Consider the following 19,152-nt stretch of genomic DNA (forward strand, 5'->3'; position numbering starts at 1 on the left):
GAGGATAAATAATGGCATATAGAGATAATACAAAGGTTATAAAGATTGGTGACAGGGTTATAGGTGGTGGAAATCCTATACTTATTCAGTCTATGACCAATACCAGAACAGAGGATGTACAGGCTACAGTTGCCCAGATCAAGAGACTTGAAGAGGCTGGATGTGAAATCATCAGATGCACAGTTCCTACTAAGGAGGCTGCACTTGCTCTTAAGGAAATCAAAAAAGAGATCCATATTCCTCTTGTTGCTGATATCCACTTTGATTACAAGATGGCCATTGCTGCAATGGAAAATGGTGCTGACAAGATCAGGATCAATCCTGGTAATATTGGCTCAAAGGATAGGATAGCTGCAGTTGTTAGCTGTGCCAAGGAGAGAAATATTCCTATCAGAGTTGGCGTTAACAGCGGCTCTTTAGAAAAGAATCTAGTTGAGAAGTACGGCGGAGTAACAGCAGAAGGACTTGTAGAGAGCGCTTTGGACAAGATCGGAATTATTGAGGATCTTGGCTATGATAACATGGTTGTTAGTATCAAGTCTTCAAATGTTATGCTCTGCGTCAAGGCTCATGAGCTTCTTGCTCAGAAATGTCAGTATCCGCTTCACGTAGGAATAACAGAGGCTGGAACAGTTTATGGCGGAAATATCAAGTCATCAGTTGGTCTTGGAATTATCTTGAATGAAGGCATCGGCGATACTATCAGAGTATCTTTATCAGGTGATCCTGTAGAAGAGATCAAGACAGCCAAGACAATCCTCAGAACTCTTGATATCAGAAAGGGCGGTATCGAGGTTGTATCCTGTCCTACTTGCGGCAGGACCAAGATTGACCTTATCGGACTTGCCAATCAGGTTGAGACCATGGTTCAGAACTACGATCTTAATATCAAGGTTGCTGTTATGGGATGCGCTGTAAATGGCCCTGGAGAAGCTAAAGAAGCTGATATAGGAATTGCCGGAGGAATCGGGGAAGGACTTCTTATCAAGAACGGAGAAGTTGTGAAAAAAGTGCCTGAGGATCAGCTCCTTGCAGTACTTAAGGATGAACTTGATCACTGGAAGTGATCGCTTAACGAGATTTTTGTTAGGGGAAGAGAAACGTGTCAAAATCTTTTTTTGAGGTATTTCCTGCTCTTAAATTAGACGCTCATACCAAGGAGATCATGGAACAGACCATGGTTGAAAAGGTGTCTACCACAAGAAAACAGGATTTTATCAGAGTATATATATCAAGTAATAAGTTAATAGAAAAAGAAGATATCTATAAAACTGAGACAGGTATCAAAAAGCAGCTTTTCGGCAATCAGGATCTTACGGTCAAGATCTATGAAAAGTTTTCTCTTTCTGCTCAGTACACTCCAGAGAATCTTATTGACATTTATAAAGACAGCATCGAGATGGAACTTAAAGACTATGACCATATGGAATATAGTCTTTTTCGTTCTGCTTCTTTTGTGTACCCAAATGACAAAAGCATTGTCATAAAGCTTGAAGACAGTGTAGTAGGCAAGAAGAAGGCCCCAGATCTTGTGAGAGTACTTGATAAGATCATCAATGAAAGATGCGGACTATCTGTTGCTATAACACCTGAATTTGTTGAGGTAGAAAAAGAAACCAAGGAACCTGATTATTCTTCAGAGTCAGCCAAGATGGCTAAAAAGCTTGAAGCTGCTGAGGCAGAATCAGAGGAAAAGAAAAAGCAGAAGGAAGAAAAGGAAGCTAAAGAAGCTGCAGCAAAGGCAGAAGCTGAGAAAACGCCAGAGCCTCAAAAGAGCTCAAACGGCGCTGCAACTCCTTCCTTTACCAAGGGCAAGTGGGCAGGTAAAAAGGGCGACTTTGGCGGAAGCTACAAGAAGTCAGATAATCCTGATGTTGTATTTGGACGTGACTTTGACGATGAGACCATGAAGCTTTCAGATCTTATCGGAGAGCTTGGCGAAGTAACTATACATGGTCAGGTCATAGCCTTTGATAAAAGAGATATCAGAAATGAGAAGAGTATTCTTATCTTCGATATTACTGACTTTACAGATTCCATAACAGTCAAGATGTTCGTTAAGACTGAAGATGTACCTGATATCACCAAGGATATCAAGCCTGGTGCATTTCTTAAGCTCAAAGGTATAGCAGCTGTGGATAAGTTTGACCACGAGCTGTCTATCCAGTCTGTTGTAGGAGTCAAGAAGATACCTGACTTTACAAGTAAAAGAGTAGATAGAGCTGATGTAAAGCGTGTTGAACTTCACTGCCATACCAAGATGAGTGATATGGATGGTGTTTCTGAGGTAAAAGACATCGTAAAGCAAGCCTACAAATGGGGCATGCCAGGTATCGCCATCACTGATCACGGTGTTGTTCAGTCCCTTACTATAGCCAACCACGTGTGGGAAGACCTTTTTAGTGATGAAAAGAAACGAAGAAAAGAAGCTGGAGAACCTCCTATCGAGAGACAGGATTTCTTTAAGCTTGTTCTTGGTGTAGAAGCATATCTTGTAGACGACCTCAAAGAAATTGTAGTAAATGACAAGGGACAGCCCCTTGATGACACTACTTTTGTAGTATTTGATATTGAGACAACAGGTTTTTCACCTATTAAGAATAAGATCATTGAGATTGGCGCTGTTAAGATCAGAAATGGTGAGATCATAGACAGATTCTCAGAGTTTATTAATCCACAGGTCCCAATTCCTTACAGGATCGAGAAACTCACAAGTATCACAGATGAGATGGTAATGGATGCTCCTACAAGAGAGGTCATCATTCCTCAGTTTGTGGAGTTCTGTAAAGATGCAGTACTTGTAGGACATAACGTAGGCTTTGATATCAGCTTTATCAATCAGAACTGTAAAGAACTTGGAATTGATGTGGACTACACAACAGTAGATACCCTCTGGCTTTCAAGGTATTTCTTCCCACTTCAGGCCAAGCATACTCTTGATGCAGTTGCCAAGACTCTTAACGTAGTTCTTGATCACCATCACAGAGCTGTTGATGATGCTGAGTGTACAGCCCTTATCTTTAACAAGTTTATTCCTATGTTAAAAGAGCAGAAGGCTCAGAATCTTACTGATGTAAATATTTTAGGTAAGCCAACCAAGGAGATGATAAGACATCTTCGTCCAAACCACTGCATCATCCTTGCCAAGAACACTCTTGGAAGAGTTAATCTTTATACTCTTGTCAGTGAATCACACATTGACTACTTTAGAAGATTTCCTCTTATTCCTAAGAGTGAGCTGATAAAGCATAGAGAAGGACTCATTGTTGGTAGTGCCTGCTGCGCTGGTGAACTATACGGTGCTGTGGTGGAAGGAAGGCCACCAGAAGAGATCGCAAGACTTGTGGACTTTTATGATTACCTTGAGATCCAGCCTGTTGGCAATAACCACTTCATGGTTGATTCCGAGAGATACGAAGACATTAACAGTGATGACGATATCAGAGACATCAACAAAGAGATCGTAAGACTTGGTGAGCAGTTCAATAAGCCTGTTGTGGCTACCTGCGATGCCCATTTCTTAAATCCAGAAGATGAGATATACAGGACTATCATCATGGCCGGCAAAGGTATGAATGATGAGGAGCCGGCACCTCTTTTCCTAAGAACTACAGAGGAGATGATGGAGGAGTTCGATTATCTTGGTGGCGACAAGGCAAAAGAGATAGTAATAGACAATACCAGAAAGATTCTTGATATGTGCGATAGTATCTCGCCGGTTCGACCTGATAAGTGCGCGCCTGTCATTGAAAATTCTGATGAGATCCTGACCAAGATCTGTTATGACAAGGCTCATGAGATCTACGGTGAGAATCTTCCTGAGATAGTAAAAGAGCGACTTGAAAGAGAGCTTAACTCTATTATCAAGAATGGCTTCGCGGTTATGTATATCATTGCCCAGAAGCTGGTTTGGAAGTCCAATGAGGACGGATATCTGGTAGGTTCCAGAGGTTCTGTAGGATCTTCCTTCGTTGCGTTTACATCAGGTATTACGGAGGTTAACTCCCTTAGTCCGCACTATGTGTGCCCTAAGTGTAAATACTCTGATTTTGATTCTGAAGACGTACTTAAGTACGCCGGTAATTCAGGTTGTGATATGCCGGATAAGAGATGCCCTAAGTGCGGCGCCATGATGAACAAGGATGGCTTTGATATTCCTTTCGAGACCTTCCTTGGATTCAAGGGTGATAAAGAGCCTGATATCGACCTTAACTTCTCTGGAGAATATCAGTCCAAGGCTCACAAGTATACGGAAGTTATCTTTGGCTACGGACAGACCTTCAGAGCAGGAACAATTGCGGCTCTTGCAGACAAGACGGCTTATGGTTTCGTCAAAAAATACTTTGATGGAATCGGAGCCAGCAAGAGAAAATGTGAGATAAACAGAATAGTTCAGGGATGTACCGGTATCAGACGTGGTACAGGTCAGCACCCTGGTGGAATCATAGTATTGCCAGTCGGAGAGGACATTAACTCATTCTGTCCTGTTCAGCATCCTGCTAACGATATGACAACAGCTACTATTACAACACACTACGATTACCACTCAATTGACCATAACCTGTTAAAGCTCGATATTCTCGGACACGATGATCCTACCATGATCAGATTCCTTCAGGATTGTACAGGCCTTGATCCTAAGACTGTACCTCTTGATGACAAGAATGTAATGAGTTTGTTTATGAATACAACTGCTCTTGGAGTAACTCCTGAGCAGCTTGGCGGCACCAAGCTAGGATGTCTTGGACTTCCTGAGTTTGGTACTGACTTCGCTATGCAGATGGTTATCGATGCCCATCCTACATCATTGTCACACCTTATCCGTATTTCAGGTCTTTCACATGGTACGGACGTTTGGCTTGGCAATGCTCAGACCCTTATCCAGGAGGGAAAGGCTACTATCGATACCTGTATCTGCTGTCGAGACGATATCATGATCTACCTGATCCAGAAAGGAATGGACAAGTCACTTTCCTTCAAAACCATGGAGTCAGTTCGTAAAGGTAAGGGACTTAAGCCGGAGATGGAAGAAGCTATGATCGCAGCTGGCGTTCCTGACTGGTATATATGGTCCTGCAAAAAGATCAAGTACATGTTCCCTAAGGCGCATGCGGCTGCGTACGTTATGATGGCTTGGAGAATTGCTTACTTTAAGGTATATGTACCACAGGCTTTCTATGCTGCCTGGTTTAGTATAAGAGCTAAGGCCTTCAACTACGAGCACATGTGTCAGGGCGAGAATCACCTTCACGCTATCATGCGCGAGTACAACAACAAGAAGGATGAGCTTTCAAATGCTCAGCAGGCTGAGTACGGCGATATGAGACTTGTAGAGGAAATGTACGAGAGAGGAATTGAGTTCCTTCCTATCGATATATTCAAGGTTAAGTCTCGTGAGTTCCAGGTAATTGGAGACAAGATCATGCCATCCCTTACCAGTATCGATGGTATGGGTGAAAAAGCTGCAGACCAGATCGTGGAGGCAGCCAAGGACGGACCGTTCCTTTCAAAGGATGATTTCAAGCAAAGAACCAAGTGTCCACAAACGGTAATGGAGAAAATGGCTGACATGGGGCTTCTCGGAGACATCCCAGATTCCAACCAGATCAGTATCTTTGACTTTATGAAGTAAGGGGCTTTTTGGGGGAAAAGGTGGTTATGTTGTGGATGAGCTTTTTGGAGCTTTGTAATCATTTTGCTGACGCTCTCGCTTCGTGAAAAACGTAGCAGTACTAGGCTTACAAAGTCTCCAAAAAGCCCGTCTACTGCATGTACTTTTAACTCTAAAAAGCCTAGGTACTGCCTATATCTATAGAATGGAAATAGAGGCAGAAGAAAAGAAATAATTAGTAAAATTCCAGTTTTATATACGATGACAAATCGAAATTTTTAGAGGCAAATTATATTTCAGTTTTATAGACGATGGCAAATATCGAATTTGTAGGGGGTATAGTGATGTGGTTTTGGTTAGCACTCGGTTCAGCAGTCTTTGCTGCACTGACATCAATACTGGCAAAAGTTGGAATTGAAGGAGTCGAATCCAATCTTGCTACGGCGATACGCACGATGGTAGTTGTTATAATGGCTTGGGGAATGGTATTTATTACGCATCAGCAAGGCGGTATCAGAGCAATCAGTCAGAAGAGCTGGATTTTCCTGATCCTGTCCGGGCTGGCAACGGGAGCTTCATGGCTATGCTATTACAAGGCATTGCAGATGGGAGATGCTTCCAAAGTAGTGCCGATAGATAAAATGTCCGTAGTTATCACTCTGGTGTTGGCATTTGTTTTCCTTCATGAAGAGTTTACTGCAAAGTCGATGGTTGGATGCATACTGATCGGGGCCGGAACATTGTTGATGGTTCTATAAATAAACAACTTCAAATTTGTAGAGAGATTAACTTCCAGTTTTATTCGCTATATCTTTAACTACATATTTTTTAAGATTTTTCTTGAAAAGAATTTTTAATTCATTTAGCCTTTTCTTAGGACGTCCAAATCTTTCCTAAGAGGAGGCTTTTTTATGAATAAAGAACAACTTCATAGGTACATTTCCCAGAGCAACGGTAATGAGAGTAATATCTGCCAGATCTATGCTATCAAAGATGGTGAGGTGGCATTTGATGATTGCTGGCATGGGTTCAAGACTCTAGATGCTATGAATGTAAATTCTGTGACCAAAGGAGTTATGGGACTTCTTGCAGGAATTGCACTGGATAAGGGCTATCTCAAGAATTTGGACCAGAAGGTGATGGATTTTTTTCCTGATTATACCGTAAAGCGTGGTGAGAAGACCATATACGATGTTACGATCAGGCATCTCCTTACTATGACAGCTCCATATAAAGGTAAGTCAGAACCCTGGAAGAAGGTGTGTACTTCACAGGACTTTACTCTTGCAATACTTGATTATCTTGGAGGCCGCAGTGGAATCACTGGTGAGTTTAGGTATGCTACCCTTGGCATTCAGATTCTGGCAGGAATAATCGAGAGAGCTACTGGTGAGAAATGCATAGATTTTGCCAACAATAATCTCTTTGAGCCACTTGGACTCCCAAAGCGAATACCACACGGTGACAGCTCCAAAGAAGATCAGTTTGATTTCTTCATGAACAAGAATCCCAGGAAATACGAGTGGTACTCTGACCCTCAGGGTACAGTTACGGCTGGTTGGGGATTATGCATGTCGGCAAGAGACATGGCTGTGATCGGCGCGATGGTGCTAGGTGGTGGCTTGTATAATGGAAAAAGAATTATCTCAGAAGAATACTTGAAAGACATGCTGGCACCTCACATTAAGCTTGGTGAGCGATTCGGCTTCATGAACTATGGTTACTTATGGTACAAGCCTTATGATGAAAAAGAGGTATATGCTGCGATTGGCGACAGCGGAAACATCATCTATGTTAACAAAGAGAAAAATGTATCTGTTGGAATAACTGGCACATTTAAGGTAAGAATCTTTGATCGTGTGGAATTCATAGAGAAAAAGGTCTTGCCAGCTATAAGAACTGCTTACAGATATTAATTCTGTATTGAAGAATACAATATCTTTTTATCCAAATTAGCACTCTAGGTTGACGAGTGCTAATTTTGGTGTTATACCATAAGTAGAACAAAGGAACAGAGAAGACCGTTAGGACTTAGAGGTTCCAATGATCCAAACCCTCCGTCCCAATGCTCAATAACAGTTAACAAATTGTTTTTGTGCAAAGGAGGTAAGTATTATGTTAGCACCTAGTATTTTTGAAGAGAATTTTATTGATGATCTGTTCGGATTCCCTTACATGAAGGAATTTGGCAACATGGAACATGACATGGAGCGTAAGCTCTATGGCAGAAAAGCATCAAGGATGATGAAGACTGATATCCGGGAAAAAGATGATAATTACGAGATTTCAGTAGACCTTCCTGGATTCAAGAAAGAAGACATTACAGTAGAACTTGATAATGGCTACATCACCATCAATGCTTCTAAGAATCTTGACAAGGATGAAAATAACAAAAAAGGTAAACTCCTCAGACAGGAACGTTATGCAGGATCTATGACAAGAAGCTTCTATGTTGGCGAGAATGTCGAAAAAGAAGATGTCGATGCAAATTACAGACATGGTGTTCTCAATCTGACGATTCCTAAAAAGGCGATAGAGAAAAAAATCCCGGAAAAGAATCTGATAGCCATTGAAGGCTAATACATACTATCACTCTTTCAGCCCTCCACTACTCATATAGTAGTGGAGGGCTGTTTCAATTTTATAGAAGTCCGATATCGCAGATGCCGCTTCCGACAGCAATCACTACAGGATCCTCTTGTCCCACAGGCCGGAAAGGGTTTATGTATATGAGAGGTATTCTTTTGACCTTGTTGTTTGCGGACACGCCCACGGCGGGTAGTGGAGAATTCCCTTCACAAAGATGGGAGTAATGGCTCCTAATCAGGGGCGTTTCCCAAAGCTTGTTGAAGGCACTTATGAAATGGAAAATGGTTCTGTGATGGTTATCAGCAGGGGGCTGGCCCGTGAGAGTACGCCATATCCGAGATTCTTCAATCATCCTGAAATTGTGATGATCGAGATTGATGGCACAAAGTGACATCAAATATTAAAAGTATTCGACACTGGTTTTTTAATGCAGTAAAATAGCTCCATGGGGCAGTAACGTAAATAAGTGTCACTAATAAAATGCAAATCTACGTCTGAATCGAGAGGTTTTTTAATAAGACGTACAGATATTGCAATGAGTTACGCCCATAGTGATTATTCTTGTGATTAGACGTAGTTTATAGTAAATGTTTTACGTAAGGATAATAATTGATTATAAAAGAGACGTAATTATTTATATAAGACTATGTAATAATCTGGATTATTGTAAAAAAGACTTAAACTAGAAACATAAATTACGTCTTATACCATGAAAAAACAAATAAGACGTAAAAGACAAGAATTAATTAAAAATCAGGAACCGGCTAAAAACAAGAACAAATTTAGTAGATAGAAAAGAGGAGAAACAATGAAGAAAAGAAATAGTTTAGTACAGGGGATCATTTATTTAGCATTATTCGTAGTGCTGATAATACTAGTTAAGACAGTGGATGTTGCAGCAATTGGCCCAGAGAATACAGAGATTGGTTTGTCACATATCAATCAGACAGTACATGAGGTTTTTGGAATCAATATGTTTTGGTACAAGCTTACAGAGGTGTTTGGAATACTTGCACTCTTAGTTGTAGCCATATTTGCAGTGATGGGACTTGTTCAGCTTATTAAGAGAAAGAGCATCGCAAAGGTAGATAGAGAGATCCTTTGCCTTGGCGGAGTGTATGCTGTGACACTTGCTACTTATGCACTTTTCGAGAAGGTTGTTATCAACTACAGACCTATCATTGAAGAGGGGGCTGAGCATGTAGAAGCATCATTCCCTTCATCACATACAATGCTGATCGTAACAGTATTTGCAACACTTACATTTGTGATCGGGGAGTATGTTAAGGCTGACAAGCTTCAGGGACTTATCAGAATAGTGAGCCTTGTGATCGTTTGTCTTACAATAGTTGGAAGACTTGTATGCGGAGTTCACTGGTTTACAGATATCCTTGGTGGATGCCTTATCAGCCTTTGTTTTATTAACTTATTTGATCATTTTCTTAGAAAAGCAGATTAAGCTTTAGATTTCAGACCCATAACTACATAATAAGTGATCATTAGCATTATGAATGCGCCTATCCATGCGGAAACTTCGGAGAGGGCAATGCCTCTAAAGCTTGCTCGTCCAATAGTAAAGCAAACGGTTAGGCGCATTATTACTTCTAAGGCGCCAGATAGCATAGGCACGAAGGTGTTACCAAGTCCCTGAACTGAGTAGCGATATACAAAGAGCCATCCAAGGGCAAAGAGGCTTATTCCAAGGATTGGAAGGAAGTCTTTGCAGTAGGAGATGATCTCCGGGTCACTCAGGAATATCCTTGCAAGCTGCTCTGGGAAAAGAATCTGTACAAGGGCAAGAGGGATATTTAAGATAGTTGCCAGTAAAAGTCCCTGTCTTACACCTTTCCTGATTCTGTCATATTTACCTGCTCCCATATTCTGGCCTACAAAGGTCATCATAGAAAGACCTGCAGACATGCCGAACTGCTCAAATAGTGAAGCAAACTTCATGCAGGCAGAATAGGCAGCCACATAGCCACTTCCCATAAGGTTTACAAAATACTGAAGGATGATTCCGCCGGCAGCAGTTATTGAGTTCATAAATGCAACGGGGATACCAATCTTAACAAGTTCAAAGGTAATATTCTTGCCATTAATTTCAGCATCTGAATAATTCTTTTTATCAAATATATCTATCATCTTGATCTTGTAGAAGCAGTAGATAAATGAAAAGAGCTGTGCAAGAACTGTAGCTATAGCTGCTCCTGCAACGCCAATTCCAAGTCCCATAACAAAGAAGATATCCATGACGATATTAGCAAGAGAAGAGATGATCATTGCTGACAGCGGAGTTTTGCTATCTCCAAGGGATTGAAGGATTGTGATCGCAAGATTATTAAGGACAGTGATCACGATTCCAATGAGGATGATCACAAAGTATATATAGGCATCATCTATGATGTCAGCTGGAGTCTGCATGAACTTAAGCATTGATCTAAGGGCTAGAATGCATACAACTGATAATACAAGTGAAATGCCGATGCAGAGTCTTTTGGCAGCAGATATGTAGGCCCTTAGCATGGCATGATCTTCACGTCCAAAGCACTGTGCAAAGAGAATGCCAAAGCCTCTTGTCATACCGATGGCAAAGCCAAGAATAAGAAAGTTTAAGGTTCCGGATGCTCCAACTGCAGCAAGGGCCTTATCTGAGATTCCTTTACCAACTATGATGCTGTCTACAAGGCTATAAACTTGCTGAAAGAGATTCCCCCAAAGCAGAGGAATAAAAAACAGTACTATCTGTTTAAAACTGTTTCCTGAAGTCATGTTCCTGGTTGTGTTCTCAGATTGTCTTGGCATTTTAAGTTTCCCTCTTTTAATAAAATAATAATGATTAAATCATAGCAAATAATAATGAGAAATGCTCGAATTTTCTATAGGAATAAGGCATAATAAATCTTGAAGATTTTGAACTTACAGGAGTAAAAATCATGAATATAGTACAGATCAAATATGTATTAGAGGTAGCTACCTCTTCTTCCATGAGAGAAGCTGCCAGCAAACTTTATGTATCACAGCCAGCCATTTCAGCAAGTATCAAAGAGCTTGAGGATGAGCTGGGATTTCTTATTTTTGAAAGAACTAACAAAGGAATCTCTTTAACTGACGCAGGAAGAGAATTTATTTCCTATGCCAAAAAGGCCGTTGCTCAGTACGAGATCTTAGAGGACAGATATATTTCAAAGGATAGTGACAAAGAAAGATTCTCTGTATCTACTCAGCACTATAACTTCTCTATCAAGGCTTTTACTGATGTTATCAAGAAAAGTAATCCGGAGAAGTTCGTTTTTGCTATCCATGAGACCAAGACAAGAGAAGTTTTGGAGGATGTCAGATCCCTTAAGAGTGAAGTTGGAATAATCTCTTTTTCCGGAGCCAATGAGGGAATCATGAAAAAACTCTTCAAGGAATATCAGCTTGAGTTTACTCCTCTTATGAGAAGAGAAACCTATGTATATGTTTGGAAAGACCACGAGCTTGCAGGTAGAAAGAGTATTTCCATAGAAGAAATGAGAGATTATCCATGTGTGTCTTTTGACCAGACTGATGATAACAGTAATTTCTATCTGACAGAGGAGGCTTTGGCAGACTATGACTTCCCAAAGATGATAAAGTCAGATGACAGGGCGACCACAATGGAAATCATTGCTGAACTTGGAGGATATTCAATTGGTTCAGGAATGCTTACAGGTGACGACGTTATTCTTGGGGGCATGGTGGCCATCAAGCTAGAGGAGGAAGATCCTCTTACAATTGGCTATATTACTAGAAAAGGTAGCGTTCTTTCTTCATATGGGGAAGCCTATGTTGAGGAACTTCTTAAGTATAAGGAAATCTGTGGGTGATAAAGAACGGTTATCACAGACAATAAAAATCCTATAATTTTCAGATACTACGCGGCGTGATATCATTCAACTCGTTAGATGATAAGTAATCATTAACCCTACCGATAAGGTTTGTTTAATTTCATTTATGAGATGGACGTGTTAGTATCATATCATCAAATAACGGATACGAAATCAAATCAAGATAAATGGAGGAAAAAACAATGGCAGACATCAAGGAAAGCGCATTAGAACTTATCGGAGGAACACCACTTCTTAAACTTAATGGTTATAGCAAGAATGCAGGAGTAACAAATGCAACAATTCTTGCAAAGCTTGAGTACTTAAATCCAGCAGGATCAGTTAAAGACAGAGTAGCTCTTAGCATGATCGAGGATGCTGAAAAGAGTGGTAAGTTAAAACCAGGGGCAACAATCATCGAGCCTACTTCAGGAAATACAGGAATCGGTCTTGCAGCAGTTGCAGCAGCTAAGGGATACAAAGCAATCCTTACACTGCCAGATACAATGAGTGTTGAGAGAAGAAATCTTCTCAAGGCATACGGCGCAGAGATCGTTCTTACAGAAGGTGCCAAGGGAATGAAGGGAGCAATTGCCAAGGCAGAAGAGCTCAATGGTCAGATTGAAGGATCAATCATTCTTGGTCAGTTCGTAAACCCAGCAAACCCAGCCGTACACAAAGCTACAACTGGTCCAGAGATCTGGAAGCAGACAGATGGTAAGGTAGACATCTTCGTAGCTGGTGTAGGTACAGGCGGAACAGTTACTGGCGTAGGTGAATACTTAAAAGAGCAGAATCCTAACGTTAAGGTTGTTGCTGTAGAGCCAGCAACCAGCCCAGTTCTTTCACAGGGCACAGCAGGACCTCACAAGATTCAGGGAATTGGTGCAGGATTTGTTCCTGATACACTTAACACCAAGATCTATGATGAAGTAATCGCTATCGAAAACGAAGATGCATTTGCAGAAGGCAAGAAATTTGCCATATCAGAAGGTATCCTCGTTGGTATTTCATCAGGTGCTGCACTTAAGGCTGCTACTATCCTTGCACAGAGAGAAGAGAACAAGGGTAAGAATATCGTAGTTCTTTTACCAGATTCTGGTGACAGATATCTTTCCACACCACTATTTGCCGACTAATATATATTCTTTGAACATCCATAGACTGTTCATAATCTATTGCTCCGAAGCTCATTTGCCCCGGAGCAATAATTTTATCCAGATGTTTTAGGAGACGACCATGGGAAAATATAACTTCGATGAGATCGTAGACAGAAAAAATACTTCAAGCCTTAAATTTGATTTTGGAATAGAGAGAAAAGGACGCGACGATCTGCTTCCTTTGTGGGTGGCGGATATGGACTTTAAGCTTCCTGATGAGATCATAGAAGACATTGAAAAAAGAGTCTCTCACGGAATATTCGGATACACAGACCCAAAAGATGATTACAAGAAGGCACTTAGAAACTGGCTTTTAGAAAGGCATGGTATTGAGATAGAAGATTCCTGGAATACTGTAGTTCCTGGAATAGTCTATGCTATAGCAACTACCATAAGGGCACTGACCAAGCCAGGAGATGCAGTATTGATACAGCAGCCTGTTTACTATCCATTTATGGAGACCATTAAGCTCAATAATAGAAAGGTGGTAAACAATCAGCTGGTATATAGAAATGACCACTACGAAATAGATTTTGAGGATTTTGAGAAAAAGATAATTGAAGAGGACGTAAAGCTCTTTTTACTCTGTAGCCCTCACAACCCTGTAGGAAGGGTATGGACCAGGGATGAACTTATCCGCATGGCTGACATTTGTTTGAGACACGACGTATTTATTTTCGCAGATGAGATTCATTCTGATTTTATATACAGAGGTTTTAAGCATACTTCATTTTTAACTCTGGGAGAAAAGTATATTAAGAAGACAGTACTCGGCACATCTCCCAGTAAGACCTTTAATATTGCAGGACTTCAGGTGGCAAACATCATAATACCTGATCCGGATATCAGAAGCTCTTTTAAAAGGGAAAATGAAGCAGCGGGATACAGTCAGGGAAGCGTACTTGGAATGACTGCTACTACATCAGCTTATACAAAAGGAAAGCAGTGGTTAGATGAACTCCTTGACTATCTTGAAGGGAATCTTAACTTCGTAAGAGACTTCCTAAAAGAAAAACTTCCAGAAATAAAGCTTATAGAACCTGAGGGCACATATCTTATATGGCTAGATTTTTCTAAGATTACAGATAGTCATAAGGAACTGGAAAAACTGATAGTAGATGACGCTAAGTTGTGGCTAGACTCAGGCGTTATCTTTGGCAGAGAAACAGCACTTTTTGAAAGAATAAATATAGCCTGTCCAAGGAAAATACTAAAGCAGGCAATGGAGCAGTTGTATGAAGCAGTAAGTAGGAGATAAAGACTATGGCAAAAGATGAGGGAGAAAGAAATAACAAACATAAAGATGAGATCTGGGAAAAGATAAAAGAGCAGGTAACCGGTCTTAAATACGGCAACGTCAACATCATTATTCATGATGGACGGATCACTCAGGTTGAGACTAGTTCAAAAATAAGGTTCTAAGGAGAATATGAAAGATGGATTGTAGTGGTTGTAATAAGTGTACAGAAGTTAATTGTAGCATTGATACAAAATGTCAGCAGTTAGACAGAAGCTTGATGGATCAGTTTGGTGCCATAAGCTTTCCTATATATCAGACTGCCACTTTTGCTCATCCTGGTCTTGGACAGAGTACAGGTTATGACTATACACGAATGCAGAATCCTACAAGAAAACAGCTTGAATCTATAGTTGCCTATCTTGAAAATGGTAAGGATGCTATAGCATTTTCTAGTGGGATGGCTGCAATTGCAACTATAATGGAGCTTTTTAAACCGGGAGATCATTTTATCATCGATGAAGATCTCTATGGAGGAAGTATCAGACTCTTTAACGAGATCAGCAAAAAGAATGGCCTTGAGTATACTGCTGTTAACCTTAGTAGAGACAACGTTAGAAAGTACATAAAAGAAAATACAAAGGCAGTTTACCTTGAGACTCCAACTAATCCTATGATGAATGTAACTGATATTGAGGAGCTTGCAAGTGTGACCAAGGAAAAGAATCTTCTTTTAATAGTAGATAACACTTTCCTATCACCTTATTTCCAGAATCCATTAGATCTTGGAGCTGATATTGTTATTCACTCAGGAACTAAGTTCCTGGGAGGACATCACGATACTATCGGAGGCTTTGTTGTTGTCAAAGATGAAAACCTTGATGAGAGGCTTCGTTACATATTCAAGACTACTGGAGCTGGACTTAGCCCTTTTGACAGCTGGCTTATCTTAAGAGGCATCAGAACATTGGGGGTTCGTCTGGACAGAACACAGGAGAATGCACTAAAGCTTGCCAAATACTTAAGTAGCAGCAAACATGTTACTAAGGTCTATTACCCGGGATTGGAGGACCATCCGGGTTATGAGATCATGAAAAAGCAGGCAAGAGGCTTTGGAGCTATGCTGACTTTTGAAGTTGACTCTGTAGAGTTTGCTCATTCAATCCTTAATAATGTCCAGCTTATTTACTTTGCAGAGAGTCTTGGGGGAACAGAGACACTTATTACCTATCCTATAACTCAGACTCATGCTGACGTGCCAAAGGATGTACTGGCTAAGAATGGAATTACAGACAGACTTCTTAGATTATCAGTGGGACTTGAGGGAATAGGAGACCTTATATGCGAATTTAACAGGGTTTTTGCTATTGCAGAGAAGGAGACTGCAGATAGATAAAAGATTTGGTTATACCCAGCGATAAGTAATACTTGATTTTACAACCATTGAGGCTATGGTAGAATTCACTTTAGTTAAGTGAAGCCGACTAGACAACTAGAGGCTTACGTGTACCAAACTATATTGAAACAGGTATAGTGCGGTCTGCGTAAGTCTCTTTTTTATACCTAAAAAGAGATGAGGTAGGCATATGGCATTTGACAAAGAAACAGTTTATAAAGAGCATCCGTGCTTTGGACCATGCAAAAAGAATAAAGGAAGGATTCATCTGCCGGTAGCTCCGGGATGTAACATAGAATGCCGCTTCTGTGACAGAAAGATAAACGAAAACGAGCAAAGACCTGGTGTTACAAGTACAGTCCTTGAACCAGAGGAAGCATCAAGATTTATAGACCTGGCTCTTATGCAGTGCCCTGAGATCACAGTAGTAGGAATTGCCGGACCTGGGGATACATTAGCTTCTGACAGAGCACTTAGAACATTCAGACTTATTAAAGATAAATATCCGCACCTTATAAAGTGCATGAGTACAAATGGACTTTTACTTGATGAAAAAGCTGATGAAGTAATAGAGCTCATAGACACACTTACAGTCACAGTAAATGCCGTGGATCCTGAGATAGAGGCCAAGATCAACAAAAAGATCTTTTACCACGGAGAAATCTATACAGGGGTGGAAGCAGCCAAAATACTGATCCGCAATCAACTAAATGGAATCAGGAAAGTAGCCAAATCCGGGACACTGGTTAAGGTAAACACAGTTCTGGTTCCTGGAGTAAATGACCATCATATTGAGGAGGTTGCAGCAACGGTCAAGGCAGCAGGGGCAATGATCTACAACATCATTCCTCTTATTCCTCAAAATGACATGAGACATATGAAGGCTCCTACCTGTGAAGAACTTCATAAGGCAAGGCAGGAAGCAGAGGCACACATAAATGTCTTTAGACACTGCCAGCACTGCAGAGCCGATGCCTGTGGAGTTCCGGGAGTATACGACATTGGAGCACAGCTTTATCAGGGAAGATTAAACGTTAAGGAGACATTTTCACATGGCTAAAGAGCTGTTTAAGGTGGCGGTTGCAACTTCAGATGGAATAAATGTTGATTCTCATTTCGGGCATGTGGCGGAATTTGTGATATATGAGGTGGACAGTAAGACCGGCGAAGGAGAACCAATAGAAGAACGGGGAATAGATAAATACGGTTGTCAAGACGGAACCTGTGGAGGTGAGGTATTTGATGAGATAGCTGAAAGCCTTGCAGAAGCCGGAATCGAGTTTGTGCTGGCGGCCAAGATCGGACCAAGAGCACTGCAGGCCTTGACCAGACAAAACATCATAGCTCTTGACGTGGTGGTACCTGTAAATGAGGCACTTCATAAGGTTAGGGACTACCGCGATAGAAGGAAACTTGCCCAGGAAAGAGCAAGGAAGATCCTTATAGAGAACGAAATTGAAGAATAGGAAATGGAGGAGTTTTTTAATGGCAGATGGAAAAATCAGACAGATCGCTATCTACGGAAAGGGAGGAATAGGAAAGTCCACAACGACACAGAACCTGACAGCAGGACTTGTATCACTGGGCAAACAGGTTATGGTGGTTGGCTGTGATCCAAAAGCAGATTCTACAAGGCTGTTAATGGGCGGATTAGCTCAGAAGACAGTTCTGGATACGATCCGTGAAGAAGGTGAAGACATTGATCTTGACAGAATCATGGGAACAGGTTTTGGAGGGACAAGATGTGTGGAGTCCGGAGGACCGGAACCAGGCGTAGGCTGTGCCGGACGAGGAATCATTACTTCAATTGGAATGCTTGAGAATCTCGGAGCCTATACAGATGACCTTGATTACGTTTTTTATGATGTCCTTGGCGACGTTGTTTGCGGCGGTTTTGCAATGCCTATCAGAGAAGGCAAGGCGCAGGAAATCTATATTGTAGCTTCTGGAGAGATGATGGCTCTTTATGCAGCCAATAATATCTCAAAAGGTATTGCCAAATATGCCAAGACTGGAGGAGTAAGACTTGGAGGAATTATCTGTAACAGCAGAAATGTTGATCGTGAAAAAGATCTTTTGAGGGCATTTGCAAAAGAGCTTAACTCACAGCTTATCTACTTTGTTCCAAGAGACAATATCGTTCAGCGAGCTGAAATACATAGACAGACAGTTATCCAGTATGATCCGGAATCAGCACAGGCCCAGGAATACAGAAATCTTGCAGAAGCTATTGAAAATAATACGTATTTTACCATACCAACTCCTATGACTCAGGAAAGACTTGAAGAAATCCTGATGGAATATGGACTTATGGAAAATCTTAAGGATGATTACAGAATCTAAGGAGGTTACAAGATGAAAGTTGTTCAGGATCTTACTGAGCTGGTGGGAAAAACCCCTCTACTTAAGCCCAATCGCTTTCTTAAAGAAAATGATCTTGAGGCAGAAGTATATTTTAAAGTTGAATACTTTAACCCTGCCGGCTCAGTTAAGGATAGAATCGCACTTGGAATGATAGAGGATGCGGAGAAAAAAGGCTTACTAAAGCCAGGCTCAACCATAATAGAGCCAACAAGTGGAAATACTGGTGTTGGATTATCATTTGTGGGAGCAATCAAAGGTTATAACGTTATTCTTACAATGCCAGATACCATGAGTATAGAGAGAAGAACGCTGGTGACAGCGTTGGGAGCACAGGTAGTATTGACACCAGGAGCCCTTGGAATGAAAGGTGCCATAAGGCAGGCGGAAGCCTTAAATGCTCAGATTGAAAACAGTATTATCTTGCAGCAGTTTGAAAATCAGGCCAATGCTACTACACATGAGGGAACCACGGCTCAGGAAATCTGGGATGATACTGATGGGAAGGTTGATATCTTTGTAGCTGGCGTAGGTACTGGAGGAACAGTAACAGGTGTAGGTCGAGGACTCAAGAAACACAACGAGAATATAAAGGTTGTGGCAGTTGAACCTTTTGAATCGCCGGTCCTTTCAGGAGGAAATCCTGGCCCCCACAAGATCCAGGGAATAGGAGCAGGATTTGTCCCAAAGGTTTTTGGAGAAGATGTCATAGATGAAGTCCTTCAGATCAGGGGAGATGAAGCCATTGATACTTCAAGACTTCTTGGAAGAAAAGAAGGTCTCCTTGTAGGAATCTCATCAGGAGCTGCAGCCCATGCAGCACTTATGCTTGCAAAAAGACCTGAAAATAAGGGAAAGACAATAGTCGCTCTTCTTCCTGACACAGGAGAAAGATATCTATCAACAGAACTGTATCAATATCCTACAGATACACATTAAAAAAGGGGAAA

The 19,152-nt window shown here is 41.1% G+C and carries 17 protein-coding genes; 16 read left to right on the forward strand and 1 reads right to left on the reverse strand.

Annotated features, from left to right (window positions below; translation table 11 throughout):
* Window positions 1–11: 11 nt before the first annotated feature.
* From ispG to BUA02_RS04565, 7 genes are all read left to right on the forward strand, one after another.
* Window positions 12–1,067: a flavodoxin-dependent (E)-4-hydroxy-3-methylbut-2-enyl-diphosphate synthase gene (ispG, locus tag BUA02_RS04540; protein ID WP_072701418.1), complete on the forward strand. Its 1,056-nt coding sequence runs from the start codon at window positions 12–14 to the stop codon at window positions 1,065–1,067.
* 35 nt (window positions 1,068–1,102) lie between these two features.
* Window positions 1,103–5,632 carry a PolC-type DNA polymerase III gene (locus BUA02_RS04545; RefSeq protein ID WP_072701420.1) on the forward strand — a complete coding sequence of 1,510 codons (4,530 nt, stop codon included), beginning with the start codon at window positions 1,103–1,105 and terminating at the stop codon, window positions 5,630–5,632.
* Window positions 5,633–5,955: 323 nt separating this feature from the next.
* Window positions 5,956–6,369 (forward strand): EamA family transporter, encoded by a 414-nt coding sequence (locus BUA02_RS04550; protein ID WP_072701968.1) that lies wholly within the window; start codon window positions 5,956–5,958, stop codon window positions 6,367–6,369.
* A 153-nt stretch (window positions 6,370–6,522) separates the two neighbouring features.
* Window positions 6,523–7,527: a serine hydrolase domain-containing protein gene (locus BUA02_RS04555; protein WP_072701422.1), complete on the forward strand. Its 1,005-nt coding sequence runs from the start codon at window positions 6,523–6,525 to the stop codon at window positions 7,525–7,527.
* A gap of 199 nt (window positions 7,528–7,726) precedes the next feature.
* Window positions 7,727–8,191 (forward strand): Hsp20/alpha crystallin family protein, encoded by a 465-nt coding sequence (locus BUA02_RS04560; RefSeq protein WP_072701424.1) that lies wholly within the window; start codon window positions 7,727–7,729, stop codon window positions 8,189–8,191.
* 232 nt (window positions 8,192–8,423) lie between these two features.
* Window positions 8,424–8,591, forward strand: a complete 168-nt coding sequence (locus tag BUA02_RS15785) for a hypothetical protein (RefSeq protein WP_207647705.1) — start codon at window positions 8,424–8,426, stop codon at window positions 8,589–8,591.
* A gap of 417 nt (window positions 8,592–9,008) precedes the next feature.
* A complete protein-coding gene (locus BUA02_RS04565; protein ID WP_072701427.1) occupies window positions 9,009–9,659 on the forward strand; it encodes a phosphatase PAP2 family protein in 651 nt (216 codons plus the stop codon).
* Here BUA02_RS04565 and BUA02_RS04570 read toward each other — a convergent pair.
* Window positions 9,656–11,002, reverse strand: a complete 1,347-nt coding sequence (locus BUA02_RS04570) for an MATE family efflux transporter (RefSeq protein WP_072701429.1) — start codon at window positions 11,000–11,002, stop codon at window positions 9,656–9,658. The two genes, BUA02_RS04565 and BUA02_RS04570, sit on opposite strands and share 4 nt — an antisense overlap.
* Window positions 11,003–11,133: 131 nt before the next feature.
* Here BUA02_RS04570 and BUA02_RS04575 point away from each other — a divergent pair, with 131 nt between their 5' ends.
* The 9 genes from BUA02_RS04575 (at window position 11,134) to cysK (BUA02_RS04615) (ending at window position 19,141) form a co-directional block, all read left to right on the forward strand.
* Complete coding sequence (locus tag BUA02_RS04575; protein ID WP_072701431.1) at window positions 11,134–12,048, forward strand: LysR family transcriptional regulator; 915 nt, start codon at window positions 11,134–11,136, stop codon at window positions 12,046–12,048.
* A gap of 203 nt (window positions 12,049–12,251) precedes the next feature.
* A complete protein-coding gene (gene cysK / locus BUA02_RS04580) occupies window positions 12,252–13,187 on the forward strand; it encodes a cysteine synthase A (protein WP_071175628.1) in 936 nt (311 codons plus the stop codon).
* A 100-nt stretch (window positions 13,188–13,287) separates the two neighbouring features.
* On the forward strand, window positions 13,288–14,466 hold the full coding sequence (locus BUA02_RS04585) for a MalY/PatB family protein (protein WP_072701433.1): 1,179 nt from the start codon (window positions 13,288–13,290) through the stop codon (window positions 14,464–14,466).
* Between the two features lie 5 nt (window positions 14,467–14,471).
* Entirely contained in the window at window positions 14,472–14,630 is a 159-nt protein-coding gene (locus tag BUA02_RS04590; protein ID WP_083572654.1) for a YezD family protein, read from the forward strand.
* 14 nt (window positions 14,631–14,644) lie between these two features.
* Window positions 14,645–15,841, forward strand: a complete 1,197-nt coding sequence (locus tag BUA02_RS04595) for a trans-sulfuration enzyme family protein (RefSeq protein WP_083572655.1) — start codon at window positions 14,645–14,647, stop codon at window positions 15,839–15,841.
* Between the two features lie 190 nt (window positions 15,842–16,031).
* Window positions 16,032–16,901: a radical SAM protein gene (locus BUA02_RS04600; protein ID WP_072701436.1), complete on the forward strand. Its 870-nt coding sequence runs from the start codon at window positions 16,032–16,034 to the stop codon at window positions 16,899–16,901.
* Window positions 16,894–17,307 (forward strand): NifB/NifX family molybdenum-iron cluster-binding protein, encoded by a 414-nt coding sequence (locus BUA02_RS04605; RefSeq protein WP_072701438.1) that lies wholly within the window; start codon window positions 16,894–16,896, stop codon window positions 17,305–17,307. Before BUA02_RS04600 ends, BUA02_RS04605 begins: the two co-directional genes overlap by 8 nt.
* Window positions 17,308–17,326: 19 nt before the next feature.
* Window positions 17,327–18,184: a nitrogenase iron protein gene (nifH, locus tag BUA02_RS04610; RefSeq protein ID WP_072701440.1), complete on the forward strand. Its 858-nt coding sequence runs from the start codon at window positions 17,327–17,329 to the stop codon at window positions 18,182–18,184.
* Window positions 18,185–18,196: 12 nt separating this feature from the next.
* A complete protein-coding gene (gene cysK / locus BUA02_RS04615) occupies window positions 18,197–19,141 on the forward strand; it encodes a cysteine synthase A (protein WP_072701442.1) in 945 nt (314 codons plus the stop codon).
* The last annotated feature ends 11 nt before the right edge of the window (window positions 19,142–19,152 follow it).

The organism is Butyrivibrio hungatei DSM 14810 (assembly GCF_900143205.1).
Taxonomy (GTDB): Bacteria; Bacillota; Clostridia; order Lachnospirales; family Lachnospiraceae; genus Butyrivibrio; species Butyrivibrio hungatei.